16 protein-coding genes are annotated in these 18,411 nt (G+C 39.3%); 4 read left to right on the top strand and 12 right to left on the bottom strand.

Going from position 1 to position 18,411, the window contains the following annotated elements:
- Positions 1–110 precede the first annotated feature (110 nt).
- The 3 genes from rhaD to fucO are packed head-to-tail and all read left to right on the top strand — an operon-like array spanning position 111 to position 2,751.
- On the top strand, positions 111–935 hold the full coding sequence (rhaD, locus tag IGJ49_RS01860) for a rhamnulose-1-phosphate aldolase (RefSeq protein WP_349520904.1): 825 nt from the start codon (positions 111–113) through the stop codon (positions 933–935).
- Positions 936–952: 17 nt separating this feature from the next.
- Positions 953–1,594 (top strand): sugar O-acetyltransferase, encoded by a 642-nt coding sequence (locus tag IGJ49_RS01855; RefSeq protein ID WP_062805746.1) that lies wholly within the window; start codon positions 953–955, stop codon positions 1,592–1,594.
- A gap of 5 nt (positions 1,595–1,599) precedes the next feature.
- Positions 1,600–2,751 (top strand): lactaldehyde reductase, encoded by a 1,152-nt coding sequence (gene fucO / locus IGJ49_RS01850; RefSeq protein WP_438722234.1) that lies wholly within the window; start codon positions 1,600–1,602, stop codon positions 2,749–2,751.
- Between the two features lie 112 nt (positions 2,752–2,863).
- On the opposite strand, the gene IGJ49_RS01845 is transcribed toward fucO, so the two are convergent.
- The 5 genes from IGJ49_RS01845 to IGJ49_RS01825 all read right to left on the bottom strand — a co-directional run bounded on the left by IGJ49_RS01845 (position 2,864) and on the right by IGJ49_RS01825 (position 9,779).
- Positions 2,864–3,580 (bottom strand): MIP/aquaporin family protein, encoded by a 717-nt coding sequence (locus IGJ49_RS01845; RefSeq protein ID WP_010736418.1) that lies wholly within the window; start codon positions 3,578–3,580, stop codon positions 2,864–2,866.
- A gap of 1 nt (position 3,581) precedes the next feature.
- A complete protein-coding gene (gene glpO / locus IGJ49_RS01840; RefSeq protein ID WP_438722233.1) occupies positions 3,582–5,405 on the bottom strand; it encodes a type 1 glycerol-3-phosphate oxidase in 1,824 nt (607 codons plus the stop codon).
- A 16-nt stretch (positions 5,406–5,421) separates the two neighbouring features.
- Positions 5,422–6,918 (bottom strand): glycerol kinase GlpK, encoded by a 1,497-nt coding sequence (glpK, locus tag IGJ49_RS01835; RefSeq protein ID WP_034690589.1) that lies wholly within the window; start codon positions 6,916–6,918, stop codon positions 5,422–5,424.
- A 112-nt stretch (positions 6,919–7,030) separates the two neighbouring features.
- Complete coding sequence (locus IGJ49_RS01830; RefSeq protein ID WP_062805749.1) at positions 7,031–8,491, bottom strand: helix-turn-helix domain-containing protein; 1,461 nt, start codon at positions 8,489–8,491, stop codon at positions 7,031–7,033.
- Positions 8,481–9,779: an NAD(P)/FAD-dependent oxidoreductase gene (locus tag IGJ49_RS01825; RefSeq protein ID WP_438722232.1), complete on the bottom strand. Its 1,299-nt coding sequence runs from the start codon at positions 9,777–9,779 to the stop codon at positions 8,481–8,483. The genes IGJ49_RS01830 and IGJ49_RS01825 overlap by 11 nt, the downstream gene beginning before the upstream one ends.
- Before the next feature lie 470 nt (positions 9,780–10,249).
- Here IGJ49_RS01825 and IGJ49_RS01820 point away from each other — a divergent pair, with 470 nt between their 5' ends.
- Complete coding sequence (locus IGJ49_RS01820; RefSeq protein ID WP_349520894.1) at positions 10,250–10,531, top strand: hypothetical protein; 282 nt, start codon at positions 10,250–10,252, stop codon at positions 10,529–10,531.
- A gap of 271 nt (positions 10,532–10,802) precedes the next feature.
- On the opposite strand, the gene IGJ49_RS01815 is transcribed toward IGJ49_RS01820, so the two are convergent.
- The 7 genes from IGJ49_RS01815 to IGJ49_RS01785 form a co-directional block, all read right to left on the bottom strand.
- Positions 10,803–11,660, bottom strand: coding sequence for an aldo/keto reductase (locus IGJ49_RS01815; RefSeq protein WP_224434921.1), 858 nt, complete (start codon positions 11,658–11,660; stop codon positions 10,803–10,805).
- A gap of 26 nt (positions 11,661–11,686) precedes the next feature.
- Positions 11,687–12,364 carry a type 1 glutamine amidotransferase domain-containing protein gene (locus tag IGJ49_RS01810; protein ID WP_224434477.1) on the bottom strand — a complete coding sequence of 226 codons (678 nt, stop codon included), beginning with the start codon at positions 12,362–12,364 and terminating at the stop codon, positions 11,687–11,689.
- Positions 12,365–12,380: 16 nt separating this feature from the next.
- Complete coding sequence (locus IGJ49_RS01805) at positions 12,381–13,487, bottom strand: NADH-dependent flavin oxidoreductase (protein ID WP_438722231.1); 1,107 nt, start codon at positions 13,485–13,487, stop codon at positions 12,381–12,383.
- A gap of 96 nt (positions 13,488–13,583) precedes the next feature.
- Complete coding sequence (locus IGJ49_RS01800; protein ID WP_010736432.1) at positions 13,584–14,018, bottom strand: MarR family winged helix-turn-helix transcriptional regulator; 435 nt, start codon at positions 14,016–14,018, stop codon at positions 13,584–13,586.
- A 951-nt stretch (positions 14,019–14,969) separates the two neighbouring features.
- The gene (locus IGJ49_RS01795) at positions 14,970–16,589 is read right to left on the bottom strand and encodes a glycoside hydrolase family 13 protein (RefSeq protein ID WP_010736433.1); all 1,620 of its coding nucleotides are present in this window, start codon (positions 16,587–16,589) and stop codon (positions 14,970–14,972) included.
- 335 nt (positions 16,590–16,924) lie between these two features.
- The gene (locus IGJ49_RS01790; RefSeq protein ID WP_438722230.1) at positions 16,925–17,554 is read right to left on the bottom strand and encodes an HAD family hydrolase; all 630 of its coding nucleotides are present in this window, start codon (positions 17,552–17,554) and stop codon (positions 16,925–16,927) included.
- Positions 17,547–18,317 carry a DeoR/GlpR family DNA-binding transcription regulator gene (locus IGJ49_RS01785; protein ID WP_010721059.1) on the bottom strand — a complete coding sequence of 257 codons (771 nt, stop codon included), beginning with the start codon at positions 18,315–18,317 and terminating at the stop codon, positions 17,547–17,549. Before IGJ49_RS01785 ends, IGJ49_RS01790 begins: the two co-directional genes overlap by 8 nt.
- Positions 18,318–18,411 lie beyond the last annotated feature (94 nt).

Raw genomic sequence — 18,411 nt, 5'->3', positions numbered from 1 at the left:
GCCTTCGAGAATCCGTCTAACTGATTTTGAGGTTCTTTCTGTTGATTTACAAAATAACCACATACTACATGTTCTTTCTATTCATCAGAAAAAGAAAAGAGGTCTCACTCGTGAAAAAATCAGCGATGCTCACTGCTCCATTTGTACAAGAGATGATTCAAGCAACAACCAATATGTACCGCCTAGGATGGGATGAACGTAATGGTGGGAATATCACCTACTTATTAGAAGAAGCACAAGTCTTACCTTTTATCGATCCTACGAAAGTTTTACGAACACTGCCGTTGCCATTTGATGCCCAACAATTAGCCGGAAGGTATTTCTTAGTGACAGGGTCTGGAAAATATTTTAAAAATGTACAGGCAGAGCCAGAAGAAAATCTTGGATTGATCCGTGTGACCGGAGATGGTCATGCGATCGACATTTTATGGGGATTAAGCCCTGATGCTGTTCCGACTTCTGAGTTACCAAGTCATTTCATGAGCCATATCGCTCGATTAAGTGTCGATCCAGATAACCGCATCGTCATGCATTGTCACGCAACACACTTGTTAGCCATGACTTTTAGCCATCCACTTTCTGAACGCGAATTGACTCGTACATTATGGCAAATGTGTACAGAGTGCTTAGTTGTCTTCCCAGAAGGCATCTCGGTCATTCCATGGTTAGTTCCCGGTTCGAATGAAATCGGCGAAGCAACTGCTGCAAAAATGAAAGAAACCCGTTTAGTCGTTTGGCCACAACATGGAATCTATGGTTCTGGAAAAGATATGGATGAAACATTTGGTTTGATCGAAACAGCTGAAAAAGCTGCCCAAGTCTATACGATCGTCATGTCCCAAGGTGGCATCAAACAAACGTTAGAAGATGACAATTTGAAATTACTGGCTGATGCGTTTAGGGTTGTCCCACGTGCTGGCTATTTGAACGATTAACAATCGTGAGGTGCAAAATGAAATCCAATGTCGAAAAAATGATTGCTGGTGAGGTCTATCGTCAAGATGAAGAATTATTGCAGCTTCGTTTGGTCACGAGAGATCTCCTTTATGAATTCAATCATATCCATCCTCGAAAATTATCTGAGCGTCAGCAATTGATCAAAAAAATGTTCAAGCAAACTGGGGACAAACTCTTTGTTGAACAACCCTTTCATTGCGACTATGGAATCAACATCACCGTTGGAGAAAACTTTTTAGCCAATAATAATTGCACGTTACTTGATGTTGCTCCGATCACGATTGGTAAGGATGTCTTACTTGCTCCAAATGTGGGGATCTACACAGCCGGCCATGCCTTAGATCCTGTTTTACGTCAAGAGTACCAAGCAGAATTTGGGGCGCCTGTTACGATCGGCGACAACGTCTGGATCGGTGCAAATACATCCATACTGCCCGGGGTGACAATCGGTGATCATGTAGTGATTGGAGCTGGAAGTGTCGTCACGAAGGATATCCCAGCTAATTCTTTAGCAGTAGGAAATCCTTGTCATGTGGTGCGAACATTCAATAAAAAGGATCGCACCTATTATTTCAAAAAACTGCGTTATCCATCAGAATATATAATTTCTGAAACCGACCTACCTAAAGGAGAGTAAACCAAATGGCAAATCGAATGATTTTAAATGAAACATCCTATCATGGAAAAGGGGCTATTGCAGCTATCCCAACGGAATTTCATGCCAGAAATTTCAAAAAAGCAGTGGTGATCACCGATAAAGAGCTGCATAAAATCGGTGTCGTAGCAAAAGTCACCACCTTATTAGATGAGGCAGAGATTGCTTATGAAATCTACGACGGTATCGTACCTAATCCAACGATCGAGAATGTCAAAGAGGGCGTGACTTTCGTTCAAGAAGCAAAAGCGGATGTGATCCTGGCAATTGGCGGAGGTTCGCCGATCGACACAGCCAAAGCCATTGGAATCATCGTAACGAATCCAGAGTTTTCTGATGTCCGTAGTCTAGAAGGTGTGGCAGATACAAAACATCCAAGCTTGCCAATCTTAGCTGTTCCGACGACTTCTGGTACGGCCGCTGAAGTCACGATCAACTATGTGATCACTGACAAAGAGCGTTCTCGTAAATTTGTATGTGTTGATCCTCATGATATTCAAATCGTTGCCTTTGTTGACAGTGATTTGATGATGGGCATGCCGAAAGCCTTGTGTGCGGCAACTGGGATGGATGCGATGACTCATGCTATCGAGGGATTGATCACGAAAGGTTCATGGGAAATGAGTGATATGTTCCATCTCAAAGCCATTGAGATCATCGGTCGTAGTTTAGCCGATTCCGTGAATGGTGATCCAAAAGGTCGAGAAGATATGGCTTTAGGACAGTACCTTGCAGGAATGGGTTTTTCAAATGTTGGTTTAGGTCTTGTGCATGGAATGGCTCATCCATTATCCGCATGGTATGACATCCCCCACGGTGTCGCTTGCGCTGCCTTATTACCAACGGTCATGAAATACAATAAAGAGTTTACAGGCAATAAATATCGAGAAATCGCGAAGGCACTGAACATCAAAGACGCAGAATCTCGTTCCATCCAAGATATTCGTGATGCCGCTTGTGAAGCGATTGACGCTTTATCGAAGAAAGTTGGCATCCCTGCGACGATCTCCGAACTAGGTGTCAAAGAAGCGGATATTGCAAAAATTGCTGAAGATGCGTTCAATGATGTCTGTACCCCAGGAAATCCAAGAGAAACGAACGTGTCAGAGATCATTGACATCTATCAAAGCTTGATGTAAGTTTATCGACTCTCTTGTTGTTACGACTTGACTGATCAATTAAAAATGGTTCTCTTGGTTTGTGAATAACGACCAAGAGAACCATTTATTTTAATATAGAAAATTTATTTCATTAAACCATCAACGTGTACATACCTACTGCGACGATTGCACCAACCATTGGTCCTGCAATCGGTACCCATGAATAACCCCAGTCAGAACCACCTTTATTAGCGATTGGTAAAATCGCATGAGCGATACGTGGACCTAGATCACGAGCTGGATTGATCGCATATCCTGTTGAACCACCTAGTGATAACCCGATAGCTAAAATCAATCCTCCAACAGCAAAGACATTTGTTCCACCCGCAAATTCTGTTTGGCCAAATGCCAATAGTCCTAAGACTAAAACGAACGTACCGATCAACTCTGTAATAAAGTTAGCAGGATAGTTGCGGATGGCTGGTCCAGTCGCAAAGGTTCCTAAGATTGCCCCTTGATCCTTTGTTGCTGACCAATGTGGCAAATAAGATAACCAAACAAGTACCGCACCGACGATTGCACCTAGTAATTGCGCGATGATGAATGGGAAAACCAAATTCCAACCGATTGCCCCTGTCATTGCCATCCCAAGTGTCACCGCAGGATTTAAATGAGCGGGTCCCATGAATCCTGAAATAAATACTGCCATCGTAACAGCCATTGCCCAACCAAATGCAATGACGATCCAACCGGAGGCTTGCGCTTTACTTTTGTTTAAATTCACTGCTGCACATACGCCGTCCCCTAAAAGGATCAAAATCATCGTTCCAATAAATTCCCCCATGATTTGGGTCATGTCTGCATTCATTTTATTTTTCTCCTTTCAGGTCACGTAAGTCTGACTCAGCGATCAGTTGCTCTAAATGTTGTGTTTCACGTTCTTTTTCTTCGTCTGTCCATTCAAAGTATGCAGCAATCGCATCAATGATCGGTTGTTTGATGGCATCTAACTGATCTCTTTCAAAAAGTAGATGGTTGGTACGGCGAATCAAATAGTCACCTGGAACTAAGACCATTTCGTTTTTTAATCCGTAACGCAGACGCGCAGATTCTGCTAAAGTCAATCCTGGATAAGGATTCATTTCTTTTGCTAATTCAAAGATGTGTTTCGCATTTGTTCCATAGAAATCTGCGATATATGCAGCATCTTTTTCATCAAGACCTGCTTCCACACCGATTTTTGTATATTCTTCGACCATTTCTTCTTGTTTCGTCGGATCAAAATCGCCGCCTGAGATCGAATAAGTCTTGGAATCAATCTCTTTTACAGTTACACCATACTCTTCTTGTAACAGTTGACGGATCAATTTCATCGCGCCTTCTGCCATTTTGCGATAATCGGTGATTTTACCACCAGATAAAGTAACTAGTCCATCTGGTTCACGTTCTAATGAACTACCGCGAGAAACAGTGGATGGTGCTTTTTCATCACGACTACTTTCTAAATGATTCAACACATCTTCGACTTCTACTCGTGATACCTTGCTTTCTTTGTAATCCGTCACCGTATCAACGACTTTACGGAAACTTTTATCAGAGATCGTACCGTTATCACCACCGTTGTAGTCAGAACCAGCATTGCCGATCAATAACGGACGTAATCCTGCCCAACTTGATTCGATATCAGCCAAAGTGATATTTGCTTCTGGATAACGATGATTGATCACGTCTAGTAAGTAATCCACATCTTCCTGTGTTACTTGAGGGTCTGTAAAATCGCCTTGGTAATCGGTATCTGTTGTCCCAAAATACGTTTTGTTTTCACGAGGAATCGCAAAGACCATCCGACCATCTTGTTTTCCTGTATCGAAATAAGTAGGCTGTGGCACAGGCAGTTTCTTCGCGTCTACTACTAAATGGACGCCTTTTGTCGGACGCATTTTTGGTGAGATCGCACGCTTGAAGTTCAGGTTACGGATCTTGTCCACCCATGGTCCACTTGTGTTGATCACTACTTTTGCTCGGATCTCAATGACTTCATCACTTAACAAATCACGCGCTTTGACTCCGATGATCTGGTCACCTTCATAGATAAAACCGGTAGCTTTCATTTTGCTGACCAGATATGCTCCGTCTTCTGCCGCTTTTTTGATATTATCGATCACTAAACGGGAATCATTATTCCGGAAATCCAAGTAAACACCGGCACCTGTTAAGCCATCTTTTTTAAGAAACGGCTCACGTTCAAGAACTTCTTCAGGTGTCAACGTATAGTTTTCATACTTCGTTCCAGTTACTTTTGCTAATTTATCATAAAGATCCATCGCTACTTTTACAGAAAACATATTGAATGTCGTTGCGCCTTCTCCTTCATAAATCGGCAATAACATCGGATCTGGTTTAGGGATATGCGGTGCCACTTGTTGTACCACTGCACGTTCGCCTACTGTATCTGCGACCACTTCAACGTCAAACGTTTTTAGGTAACGAATCCCCCCATGAACTAACTTGGTTGAGCGTGAAGAAGTTCCTTCTGCAAAATCCTGCATTTCGATCAAACCGGTTTTAATACCTGAAGCAGCTGCTTGGATTGCTACACCTGCACCAGTGATTCCGCCCCCAATAATCAAAAGATCTAATTCTTCTTGTTTCATGTGGTCAATGTTATCTTGTCTTGTTTTTTTTGAAAACATCTTGTGTTCCCTCCCTTTACTCAAATGCTTGAGTTGCTTTCACTGCTTTTTTCCAACCAGTGTAAAGTTTTTCTCTACGCTCTTCTGGCATTTCCGCCTCGAAGATTTTACCAGCTTCATAAAACTCACGAATTTCATCCGTATCTTTCCAGTAACCAACTGCTAATCCTGCAAGAAAGGCAGCACCTAATGCAGTGGTCTCCAAGTTACCGGCACGTTGGATCGGTACATTCAAGATATCTGTTTGGAACTGCATCAAGTATTCATTATTGGCTGCACCTCCATCAACTTTTAACACAGGAATCTGGATGCCGGTATCATCTTGCATCGTATCGATGATATCTCGAACTTGGTAGGCAATGGATTGTAATGTCGCCTTGATGATATCCTCTTTCGTTGTTCCTCGAGTAAGACCAAACATAGAACCACGTGCTGCTTGATCCCAGTAAGGAGCGCCAAGTCCAACAAAAGCAGGTACAACGTAAACTTCGTCATCACTAGTTGAACGTTTCGCTGCATCTTCTGAATCACTCGCTTTTTGTAGCATTTGCAGACCGTCACGCAACCATTGGATGGAAGAACCGGCAACGAAGATACTCCCTTCTAGCGCATAGTAAACCTTTCCATTTATTCCGTAACCAATCGTCGTCAACAGATTGTTTTTAGATAATTGTGGTTTTTCACCTGTGTTCATCACAATAAATGAACCTGTACCATACGTATTTTTGACCATTCCTGGCTCAAAAGCCATTTGACCGAATAAGGCCGCTTGTTGGTCTCCTGCCATCCCAGAAATCGGTGCTTCACTACCATAGAAGTGGTACCCTTGTGTATAACCGTAAACCTCTGAATTTGAGGTTACTTTCGGTAACATCACTCGTGGAATATTCAGTAGATCTAAGATTTCTTGATCCCAATCCAATTCATGGATATTGAACAACATTGTACGACTCGCATTCGAGTAATCGGTTACATGTGCTTGCCCATCTGTCAATTTCCAAACAAGCCAAGAATCGATCGTTCCAAACATCAACTCGCCTTTTTCTGCTCGCTCTTGTGCACCTTCTACATGGTCTAAGATCCAGCGAATCTTAGTAGCAGAGAAATACGCATCAATGACTAAACCAGTTTTTTCATGGAAAAACTCTTGGTGTCCGTCTTCTTTTAATTTGTTAGCAATACCAGCTGATTGACGCGATTGCCAAACTACAGCATGATAAATCGGACGTCCTGTATCTTTTTCCCAAATCACTGTTGTTTCACGTTGATTCGTGATACCAATACCGGCGATTTGTGTTGGCTTGATACCAGATTCAATAAACGCACCTGCGATAACTGATTGTACGGAGTTCCATATTTCATTCGCATCATGTTCTACCCAGCTTTCCCGGGGAAAATATTGTGTGAATTCCTTTTGCGAACTACCGATGTGTCTTCCTTTTTTATCAAAGATAATCGCTCGTGAGCTTGTTGTCCCTTGGTCAATCGCCATGATATACGTTGATTCTGTCATTATAATCTCCTCCATTTTTGCAAACGCTTTCTTTAACTACTTTTATGGTACACCTATTTAAGGAGTAGAAACTGCCAAAAAAATAGCAATTCACTTTTTTTTTGACAGTTTTTTAATTTTTGGCTTTTTTTTCTTGCTCGATTTTTTGCTTTAACCTTAAAATATCATAACTTGAAGCAAACTCCGATAGATAATAGTACTCTTGACCTTTTTTATCCTGATTGAAGGTGATCACAAAATCATAACTTTTTTCTGGTTGGACTTCTTCGATCACGATCCCGCTGATCCCCTTTAACTCTCGAATCAAGAACTGTTGGAAAGCAACCCGATAGATCGGTAATGATTGTAGATCAATGCCAATAACCACAGATTTTTCAATATAGAAATCGATCATCATCAAAATATTCGCGTATTGACTCATCAGATTATCCAAAACTTGATTGGTCAATTTTTTCATAGGAAGCTGTTCGACTGTCGTTTTTTTCAATCGTTCAAGTAATTGAGTCAACGAATCACCCAACATCCGTTGTTGTTGGATGAGTAAGTGTGGCGGATCATAGATGGTTAAATAGCCAGAAAAAAAGTATAACTCATTATTGATTTGTGCCAAGTGATACCCAATTGTTTTCTCTTCCTTGATTTTTAGACGCCTTGGTCGATAATGCCACAGCATGGTTTCTCGAATATACGTATCCAACACCGCTGTAGGTAACTTTTTGCTACGAGTCAACTCGTATTGATAAAATGTCTCTTCCTCCAGTACCGAGAAAGTAACGAGAAAACTATAAAACATCATCGACTCATACGCCGTAACATCAGCTGCTGTTCGACTAAGATATAAGGAAATCACCGGATGGATGGTCTGGTACAGTTGATCCTCTTGGTATATTTCTTTTTTCTCTTTTGTACTAGAAAACTTCATCTTATCTGACAGTAACCTTTTCCGTGTAATACCGATCCATGTCGCAATTTTTGTCGATGATTGTGGGGAAAAAGTTGTATTCAACACATGCGCCAATCCTACTATCAACGGACGCTTATCTGGAGTATCTTGTAAATACTGTGGTCTTTGTGACTCTGGGAAAAATTGAAATAAGGAATAATAAAAATAACGGATCTGGAGCTCTTCTCCTTGGATTTGTCCATTCTTTATCTGTAGAGAGAACTCTTTCAATAGCTGATTCAATTCTTTGGTTTTTCTAAAGACAGAGGATTCACTGATCGTAAAAGCTGTTGCCAAACGAACACTTGAAGCTTGTTGGTGTTCAAGAAGATACGTCAAGATCTGATATTTCACGCTTTGTTGTACCAAAAAAAGCATGATTTTTTCTAAACTCGTATGCTCATCTAATTCAAGGACGACTTGAAATTCATTTTTTCGGACAGAAATCTTTGTTTTCATCATACGACCGATCAATTCAAGGTCTTCGATATATTGGTCGAAGGCAGATTTTGATAATTTCACAGAGGAGCGCAACTCATTGATTGAAGCGGAACCACCTTCTAATACAAGCATTCGTAAAATCTCAATTTGGATTTGCTCTTTTTTTTCTAAAAATTCTTCAATCTTCATCGAAAGAATCAACCACCTTTACAAGAGCTGTTGGCGCTCGATACTCTGGTTGAAAGAAGAATTCGCGCGCTTCCAAGTCTGCGAGTGTCCATCCTTCCTCAACTGCTAAAGTCAGTCGGTCTAAAAGATAGAAAATAACTGCTTGGCTATGACATTGCGCGCCAATCAGTTTTCCTTCTTCCGTCAATAGCACTTTTATTTGGATCAACTCCTGATTCGCAGCAGAAGCTCTGGTGGTTAAATATTGTGTGTTGATTTCCCCAGCATAAAAGATACTTTCGCTTTCTGTTAAACCGACACTCCCAAAATAATGTCCGAACCAGTGATTACCGATTGGACGATACGTACCTAAATCCTTCTTTTGTTGCCCACTGATATTTTTACTGGCGATCTTCGCCGTTCGAATCGCATTGTTGACTAAAGACACGTACATCTTTTCTTGCGTTGGTCGATAGGTTACTTGGATGGCATCGCCAATAGCATAAATATTTTCCTGGGATGTTTGCAGGTAGTCATTTACCCAGATCGTCCCATCATCATTCAATCGCAAGGATTCTTCCCATAACTGATTATCTGGTCGGGTGTAATTTGCTAACAAGACTAAATCATACGTCTCACTTCTTTTTTCCGTGAAGATCTTTGTTTGTTCTGCTTCAATGATTTCTTGTACTTGTTCATTTAAGAAATATCGAATACCTCGATTGTTCAGCTCGCAATACAACGGCTTGATCATCTCTGGATCAAAATATCGGAATAAAACTGTCGATTGGCTTTCGTACAGATGAAGTTCTTTTCCCAGGTTCGCTAATCCTTCGATGAGTTCCAAGCCAACTTGCCCTGCACCGACCACTGCGATTTTTTTTGCATTTCCAATACGTTGTTGGAATTGTTGCGAAGTTTTAGGATCTTTGATTGTCCAAATCGTGTCGTTTTCTTGTGTACTAAAACGGAAGCGTTGTTGTGAGCCTGTCGCAATCACAAGAAAATCGAAAGACAATATTTCCCCATCATTTAATTGGATTTGGTTTTTATCGTTGTTTAGCGCAGTCACTTCTGTTTCTACCCGTACTGCTATCTGATGTTCTTGAGTCAATTGCTCTTTATTGATCCAATAATGATGGGCTTCTTCATGAAATTCCCCTTTTAAAATCAAATTGACACTATTCGGGATAAAACCTATCCGCGCTTGCTTCTCAATAATGATTATCTCACTTTCTGGACAGTCGTTGCGCAAAGAAATAGCTGTCTGAATGCCCGCAAATGAGCCACCGACGATTACGATCCTCATATGTTATTCTCCTCTTTTTCATCTGTTATCCTTAGAGTATCATTTCTTAGAAAACGTTTCAATCAGTAAAGGATATCGTGGTGGACGCTCGCTGGAAATAATCAGATAATCCCTTTCACTAAGCCACGCTATTGAACTAGAAGAACGAAAAAATTAGTTGAAACATCGAAGATAAAAACACAAGGAGCACTCGAAATTTGTTGGTTTTCGAATGTCCCTTGTGTTTTTGTGCGTATACACTGCCTGACTTATGCCACGCTTTCTGATCTTAGCTTTAAATTTTATAGCCAATGCCCCAAACAGAGGTGAACAATGACAACGCCCTCCACAATGCACAAATCACTCCCCCACAAAAACAAATCGAAACGAGTCAAAGTGGCGATGATGAGCAAAACAACAACGAGTAAACAGATTTTGATTGTGCCAATGATTTACTTGATCAAGCAGATGAGCCTGGGATTCTTGTGTCTATGAATGGTGATCAATTTGAACTAGAGATCACAAAATTTTATCAAAAAAATGAAGATGAAGAATCCTATGACATGGCCGTTTCCTCTGACGAAAAATTAAGCTTTACTATTACCAGTGAGATTGAGATTACATTCGTTATTTATGATGCACAAACTCAAAACTCTCGAATCGTTGAAGGCTCAAGAGCAGACTTACAGCTTGAAAAATCCGTCAATCTTTATGGTCAACAAGTTGGCGATACCTTTATTGCCACCAAAGTCATCATCATGCAAATCAATTAGATAGCTAGAAAAGCTGGTTGATTAGAAAAGAAAAAACTAAATGTACCACCCTTATACTTTAAAATCACACACCAATCTATCTTGATTGATACTTCGATCCTATCCAATTGTTTGGAGAATGATATGATCCCAATTGTCTAAGTTTTTCAACAAAAAAAGTGCTAGTAGAAAACAAGACTGTTTTCTACTAGCACTAAATATTAAAGAACTACTTTTTAGAAACACTACAAGCTTCTATGCTCTCTTTTTTTACACATCAGCACATCGATTATTAATTCGCTTGATTGATGGAGATATTATGCAGGTTTTCAACTAATGTTCGATGTTCACGAGGTCCGGTTGACTCTGGTGCTTGATCGAGCTGTTCGATCAAAGTCAATTCTTCTTCTGATAATCGGAAATCAAAAATGGCGATATTTTGCTTTATACGATCCACATGGACAGACTTAGGAATTGTGATAATCCCTAGTTGTGTTTGCCAACGTAGGATGATTTGTGGGACAGTTTTTTGGTATTTTTCAGCTAATTCCTTTAAAACTGGTTCATCAAAAATCCCATCTTTTCCTTGGTTGAAGGGACTCCACGCTTCAGTCACGACGTCAAAATGAGTGGCTGTTTCTCTTTGTTGTTTTTGTTGACGGTATGGATGTTGTTCGATTTGGTTGATCACTGGCTTGATCCGATGATTCAAAATCAAATCAGTCAAACGACCGGTTGAAAAATTAGAGACTCCGATTGCCTTTACTTTTCCTGCATCATAGAGTTCTTCCATGACACGCCATGCGCCATAATAATCATTGTAAGGCTGATGGATCAAGAAAATATCAATATAGTCTACCCCTAATTTTTGTAAAGAACGTTCGTACGCTTTGTATGCGCCCTCGTAAGAAGCATCAGTGACCCATAACTTGGTTGTAATAGTGATCTCTTCTCTTGGAATCCCACTTTTTTTGATTGCCCGACCAACGGCTTCTTCATTGTAATAAACAGCCGCAGTATCAATCAGGCGATAGCCAGCATTCAGCGCTTCTAAAACGACTTGCTCACATTCTTCTTGATCCCAGATTTGAAAGACACCAAATCCAAGTACAGGAATTGTCAATCCGTTGTTCAAGGTCCGTGTTTCCATCATTGATTTCCTCTCCAAACTCCACGTTATTTCGTCAATTCAGCAACGACTTTTTCTCCTAATAAATGTGCAGACTGTGGGTTTTGTCCTGTTAATAAACGCCCATCTGCATGAACAACTTCAGTAAAAGCTTTCCCTGCCTGATAATCGGCCCCTTTTTCCTTCAATGAATCTTCGGTTAGGAATGGTACGTTATTCGTTGTTCCATTTAATTCCTCTTCTTCATTACTAAAGCCAGTCACTTTACGTCCAGCTAAAATGGACTGTCCGTTTTCATCAACGACAGGTAATAAGCCTACGACACCATGACAAACCGCTGATACGATCCCATTATTTTTGTAGATCGCAGAACCAATCTCTGCTAATCTTTCTGATCCGGGGAAATCCCACATCGTTCCATGTCCACCGGCATAATAAATCGCTGTATACTCTGTTGGGTCCACTTCATCCGGACGTAACGTTTGCCCTAACGCACGATTACGAAAGTCTTCATCTTGGTAATAGGTCCAATCTACTTGGTCCATATCTAATATACTTTTTGGTTCCAATGGTACGTATCCGCCATTCGGGCTAACAAAATCAGCTTCGATCTTGTTTTTGACTAATACATCATAAAAATGAGTCAATTCACTTAACCATAAACCTGTTGGACGCTCGATATTGTCGTATTTTTCTACATTTGTCAAAACAATCAAAACTTTCATTTTTTCAGCTTCTTTCTTAGATATTGATGGTTGATCCATAGCGTTGATCAAGAAAATTATACAACGGACTTGGTAAATACAAGTCTTTGTATGCTTCAGAAAAAGGTTTCGTCACAAATTCAGCATCTCGACCTTCTAATAATTTGACTGCCCATTCAGGATCTACCAACATTTGTTGACCTACTGCTACGAGTTCCGCATGAGCTAACACAGACTCGACATCTTTGCGGTTACGGACATTCCCGACACCTACTAACGGGATTTTCCCTTGAATCGCTTCGTGGACATATTCAAGAATTGATTTTTCGTTGTAGGTCTCAGAACGAGCCACACGATCATATGTGTTCAATGAAACATGCAGATAGTCTAATTTCGTTTCACGTAATTGTTCCATCAACCAAATCGTTTCTTCAAAACGGATACCTGGTGTTTCAAATTCTTCTGGTGAAAAACGATAGCCAACAATAAATGGTTTGGTTGCGTGTGTTTCAACTGCTTGGAAGACAGATTTCAATAATTCTTCAATAAAATGATAACGTTTCTCTAAAGAACCACCCCATTGGTCTTCTCTACAGTTCGAATGAGGAGAAAAGAATTGTTGGATCAAGTAAGTATTCGCACCATGTAATTCTACTCCGTCAAATCCTGCTTCAATGGCTCTGCGTGTTGCTTCTCCAAATGCTTGGATCGTTTCACTAACTTCTTCATCACTTAATGCCCGAGGTGTTTCGGCAGCTGGACGTTCTGCCGGAATCGCACTAGCAGATACTGTTTGTTCTCCTGATAATGTCGCACGGCTTGTCATACGACCGCCATGGAAGATCTGCACGATTGCCTTGGCGCCTTCGCCTTGAATGGCTTGTGCTAACTCGCTTAGACGAGGAAGCATTTCATCATGGGCGATACTCAATTCCCCTGGCCAACCTTTACCGATGTCTTGCACATTTGCTGCACCAGTGATCACTGCTCCTAATCCTTTTGAGCGTTGTGCATAGTATTCGATCTCGTCTTTTGTGATTACCCCATTAAAAAAGCTAAGTTCTGTAGTCATTGGTGATAGCATCAACCGATTTTTCAGCTCACTACCTGATGGAAATGTGATTGATTCATTGAATTTTGCCATTCTTCTTCCTCCAATATGACGAATGTCACTTATTTTTTCTCGTATTTATTTAACCATACGATTAGTTGTACATGCAACTGTTATGTTTAAAAAATTTTATTTTTTTTGTAATTTATTGGTCGCTTCATTCAGCTCTTGAGAAAGCCGCTCGCTCTCGGCAGCACCTAAAACAACTTTATATGCGTGGTGCAACTCATCCCAACTACTGTCGATCTCTTTGACAAATTCACGACCTTCATCAGTTAAAAATACCAAAGATAACCGTCCTTCTGTAACCGTTTTGACATAGCCTTTATATTCTAACTTTTCTACAAAACGTGCAATCGTTGAAGGCGCTGAATACAACATCTGCGCGATATCTTTTTGAGGAATACCGTTTTTTTCTTTCAAAATCAGTAAGATAAATCCATAAGTAGGTGCAAGTCCCGTTTTCTTGAAAGCTTCATCAGCTAATTTATTCAATACTCGATCGAGCTTCTTCACACTAAAAAAAAGACATTCTTCTAACGAACGTTCAATTGATTTCCCCATTTTTACACCTCCTGTTAGCGTACATATCATAGTATGATTTAGTTGATTTGTCAAAGAGGAGAATAGCATTCATATGTAGTTCAAATGATCATCTATAAAAATACAATGATATGTAGAAGCATCTATTCGTTTTTAGAAGGTGTAAAACAACTAAGGACAAATCCCCATTGTCGTATCTAGACATTCATATAGCATGCAATGAGCAATTCAGTTCACGCATTTAAAAACAACCCACGCTCATAATGAGATCAGACGGAAAGGATGGTTACTATTTCCCTCAAAATATCCACACTATAAACTAGTCTATGCTTAATGTTGATTCTTATTGAGTAATACGAATTCCTACTAGTTTTTTCATACGGTGCCAGTGACTGAAAAGGATTCTTTCGAATGACCTTGAGTCATTCATCAAACTGCTTATGTAACCCAGCTCCTTTAAGTTTAGTAAGATCTTTTTCGTAATTTTTTTAATTTCTATAATGTATCCCAATCAATCTCATCTAACTCTTCCGTTTCTTCCTCTTCGTATTGCTTAATCTGATTGAGCACCCCTGTATTTTGTAAATAGAGCGTTTCCTGAATTGCATTCCAATCTGATTTACTTATGATTACTACACTTTCCTATTCACGCCCTTCTTTATTGCTAAGTATAACGTACATACAAGCGTGCACCAATAATCATAAACCTGATAAATTTCATCTTATATCTCTTGTTAACATAGGCTTTATCATTTGATTTCATTGACTGATCATAAAGAAGAGAACATAGCTTTTTATTCAATATCTCCAAGCCTAAAAAAAATACAACACTAGGCTCGAGACATTAGGTAGCTTGCACACCTAAAACCAAATGAACGGTGTTCCAGAAATAAGTGTGAAATATAAAAAATGAAAAGAAAAATTTCCGATACTTCACACTTATTTCTCGGAGCTGAGCAATTCTATCACTCATCACCCAATTTTCACTACAAATGCTTCATAAGGACGTAATTCGATTTCTCCTACAGGTACTTCTCGATCATAGTTGGCAATGATTAGTTCCGTTGCTTCTTGCGGAATAGTCCATTCATGTGTTTGCTCGGATAAGTTACAGACGATCAACCAACGTTCTTCATTTAGTGTACGATAATAAGCAAAGACCTCAACTGGCGTTTCTGTCAACAATTCATATTCTCCCCAAACGATGATCTCATTGTGTTTGCGTAACTCGATCAAGCGTTTGTACGTATAGAAAATCGAAGAGGAATCTGCGACTGCTTGTTCCGCGTTGATGGTTTTGTAGTTTGGATTGACGGATAGCCAGGGCATTCCTGTCGTAAATCCACCATGTGCTGTTTCATCCCACTGCATTGGTGTACGTGCATTGTCACGTCCTTTGGCATTGATAGACTGCAAGATATCTTCTTTATGATAGCCAGCTGCAAGTCGTTCGTGATACATATTGATCGTTTCGATATCTTTTGCTTCTGAGATGTCCCGGATTGGCGCATTTGTCATGCCTAGTTCTTCCCCTTGATAAATATAAGGAGTCCCTTTCATCATGTGTAGTAAAATAGCAAACATTTTTGCACTTTCTACACGATATTCCTGATCATTCCCCCAACGTGAAACAATTCTCGGTAAATCATGATTATTCCAAAACAAACTGTTCCAACCTTCATCACCTAACGCTGTCTGCCATTTTGACAAAACTTTTTTCAGTTCAGAAACATCTAAAGCTTTTAGATCCCATTTATCCTTACCTTCTTGTTGGTCCAAACTCATATGTTCAAATTGGAAGATCATGGATAGTTCATTTCTTTTAGGGTCTGAATAAAGCTTCGCGATTTCTGTCGTTGCGCCCCAAGTTTCACCTACCGTCATCAAATCTTTGTCGCCAAAGGTTGCTTGATTCATTTCTTGTAGGTATTCGTGAAGCCGAGGTCCATTATTGGTGATTTCTTGATCGGGTAGTTTGCCGATCGTATCGATGACATCCATGCGGAACCCGCCAATTCCTTTATCGATCCAAAAATTCATCATGTCATAGACTTCTTGTCTGACTAGCTCATTCTCCCAATTCAAATCGGGTTGTTTCTTGCTGTATAGATGCAAATAATATTGACCAGTCGCATCATCAAATTCCCAAGCAGGTCCACTAAAAATCGAACGTAATGTATTAGGCACATCACCATTTACTGGATCACGCCAGATATAATAATCTCGATATGGATTGTCTTTGCTTTTTCGTGATTCGATAAACCATGGATGTTCATCAGAAGTGTGATTGACGACTAAATCCAAAATGATTTTGATGCCTGATTTCTTCGCTTCCTCAATCAGTTCGCCCATTTCAGCCATCGTCCCAAACTCAGCCATGATTGCTTCATAATCGCTGATGTCATAACCATTATCATCATTTGGGGATTCATAGACTGGGGAAAGCCAGATCGTATCGATTCCTAGATAGGTTAAATAATCTAATCTTGAAATAATCCCTCTTAAATCACCGATTCCATCTCCATTCGTATCTTGAAAACTACGTGGATACACTTGATATACCACTGATTGGTGCCACCATTTTTTCTCCATATGATCCTCCATTTGTTTTGTCCTATTCTTAAAGAATTGTAACGCTTACAAAAACAAGAGTAAACAGGTACAAACATGTTACCGATAACATTAAAATCTGGGGTTTAGAAATAAAAAAGAGCGTGGGGAAAGTTTCAATTCATGGAGTATGCCTGAAAACAGAAACCATCGATTGAAATAAGTAGAATTTGCTATCAACATGTCCGTTTAGAGTGTACCCTAAATAGACACTAGCCGATTATTTGTCACTTTTCTTTTTAAATGGCAAAGATTTCAAGCTTTAAATGGCGAAAGACAAAGAGCGTGAGACCCTATCCTTATCTCACGCTCTTTGTCTATTTTTCTAACAAATCAAGTATTTCTTGAGGAGAATCAATAATTATATCTACACTTTGAAAATTTTCTATATTTTTGGCTCCCCATTTAGCTAAACCAAATGCTATCCCACAAGCTTTCGCACTTTGCATGTCATATAATGAATCACCAATATAAATCGTTTCTTCTTTTTTTATGCCCAATTCATCAATTGCCTTTTGTATGGGGTCCGGAAAAGGTTTATGCAACTTAGTATCTGAAGCTGTAATTTGTATATCAAAATATAGATTTAAATTAAATCGATCAAACTCATTTTTCATTTCTTCTTTTGTTTTAGATGTGACAAGTCCTAATTGAATCCCTTTTACATGCAATGTCTGTAATGTTTCTTCTATATGCGGAAAAACTTGAGCATTGTCTGCTAATAAAAGTACGTTTTCACCCCATTTTGATAAGAGAGTTTCCTCTTCTTCAGTATTTACAAACTTTTTAATAGCTTCTTTTCCAGGAATACCTAAAATATAATGTAATTCTTTAATCGGGATTTCCTTCTCTAATTCTTCACGCAATGTTTTTTGCAGAGAATGTGTCATAACATATTCTGTATCAATAATCGTTCCATCAACATCAAATAATATCGTTTTAATCATAGCTATTCTCCTTTGTGTAGATGATTTTGCTCTTTCCTATTCTAACGACTAATTCTTCAGGAATTTTTTTATCAGTTATCAAATAATCAATTTCTTCAAACGAGTAGACAAGGTAATTGTGTGATAAATTAATTTTTGTATGATCACATAGTAATACGACTTTATTACTTTTCTCTCTAACTGCCTGTTTCATTGCGATGTCTTCTTCATGGGCATAATAGATTCCCTGATTATTTATACCCGCACAACTTAAGAAAGAACTATCAAACCGATACTTAGTTAATTCCCAGATTGGGTATCCACCAGTAACTGAACGGCTTTCTCTATTTAAAGTTCCTCCAAGAATCGTAGTAGGTATTGAAGTGGTCTTTAAGAATTGATCGGCAATGTCAATCGAGTTTGTCACAGCTAAGTTTATATTTCTATTCGCTAAATATTGAGGCAAAAGTGAGATTGTGGTCGACACATCTAAATATACGGTTTGCTTTTCAAGTAATAGTTTACTTGCTTCTTTAGCAATTTGCTTTTTCACTTGAAGTTCTTGATCTGTTCTTCCTAAATATCCATCTATTTTATTAAACGAATTTGCTAAACTAATACCTCCATAAGTTCGGATCACAAGGTTACTATCCGTTAACTTTATTGTATCTCGCCTAGCCGTGTCTCTAGAAACACCTGTGAGTTGCATAATGTCTTGTAAAGTCAATGATTTTTCTTTTTCCAGTCTTTCCATAATTATCATCAATCTTTTTTGTTGATTCACCTATTCAATCCCCTTCGTAAAAAAATAAGTAATTTTAAGTATATAAATATAATAGCTTAAAATAGCTTAAATGTACACTAGTATATAGTGTACA

Source organism: Enterococcus sp. AZ171, assembly GCF_051714005.1.
In the GTDB taxonomy this organism is placed as follows: Bacteria; Bacillota; Bacilli; order Lactobacillales; family Enterococcaceae; genus Enterococcus_B; species Enterococcus_B pernyi.
This window is presented reverse-complemented; position numbering and strand designations above follow the sequence as displayed.

Excerpts from the sequence above, each read along its gene's own strand:
- glpO (WP_438722233.1), bottom strand. The coding sequence starts at position 5,405 with ATGTTTTCAAAAAAAACAAGACAAGATAACATTGACCACATGAAACAA.
- IGJ49_RS01795 (WP_010736433.1), bottom strand. The coding sequence starts at position 16,589 with ATGGAGAAAAAATGGTGGCACCAATCAGTGGTATATCAAGTGTATCCA.
- IGJ49_RS01845 (WP_010736418.1), bottom strand. The coding sequence starts at position 3,580 with ATGAATGCAGACATGACCCAAATCATGGGGGAATTTATTGGAACGATG.
- IGJ49_RS01810 (WP_224434477.1), bottom strand. The coding sequence starts at position 12,364 with ATGAAAGTTTTGATTGTTTTGACAAATGTAGAAAAATACGACAATATC.
- glpK (WP_034690589.1), bottom strand. The coding sequence starts at position 6,918 with ATGACAGAATCAACGTATATCATGGCGATTGACCAAGGGACAACAAGC.
- IGJ49_RS01790 (WP_438722230.1), bottom strand. The coding sequence starts at position 17,554 with ATGATTAAAACGATATTATTTGATGTTGATGGAACGATTATTGATACA.
- IGJ49_RS01830 (WP_062805749.1), bottom strand. The coding sequence starts at position 8,491 with ATGAAGATTGAAGAATTTTTAGAAAAAAAAGAGCAAATCCAAATTGAG.
- IGJ49_RS01800 (WP_010736432.1), bottom strand. The coding sequence starts at position 14,018 with ATGGGGAAATCAATTGAACGTTCGTTAGAAGAATGTCTTTTTTTTAGT.
- IGJ49_RS01815 (WP_224434921.1), bottom strand. The coding sequence starts at position 11,660 with ATGGAAACACGGACCTTGAACAACGGATTGACAATTCCTGTACTTGGA.
- IGJ49_RS01805 (WP_438722231.1), bottom strand. The coding sequence starts at position 13,487 with ATGGCAAAATTCAATGAATCAATCACATTTCCATCAGGTAGTGAGCTG.
- IGJ49_RS01820 (WP_349520894.1), top strand. The coding sequence starts at position 10,250 with ATGAATGGTGATCAATTTGAACTAGAGATCACAAAATTTTATCAAAAA.
- IGJ49_RS01825 (WP_438722232.1), bottom strand. The coding sequence starts at position 9,779 with ATGAGGATCGTAATCGTCGGTGGCTCATTTGCGGGCATTCAGACAGCT.
- fucO (WP_438722234.1), top strand. The coding sequence starts at position 1,600 with ATGGCAAATCGAATGATTTTAAATGAAACATCCTATCATGGAAAAGGG.
- IGJ49_RS01855 (WP_062805746.1), top strand. The coding sequence starts at position 953 with ATGAAATCCAATGTCGAAAAAATGATTGCTGGTGAGGTCTATCGTCAA.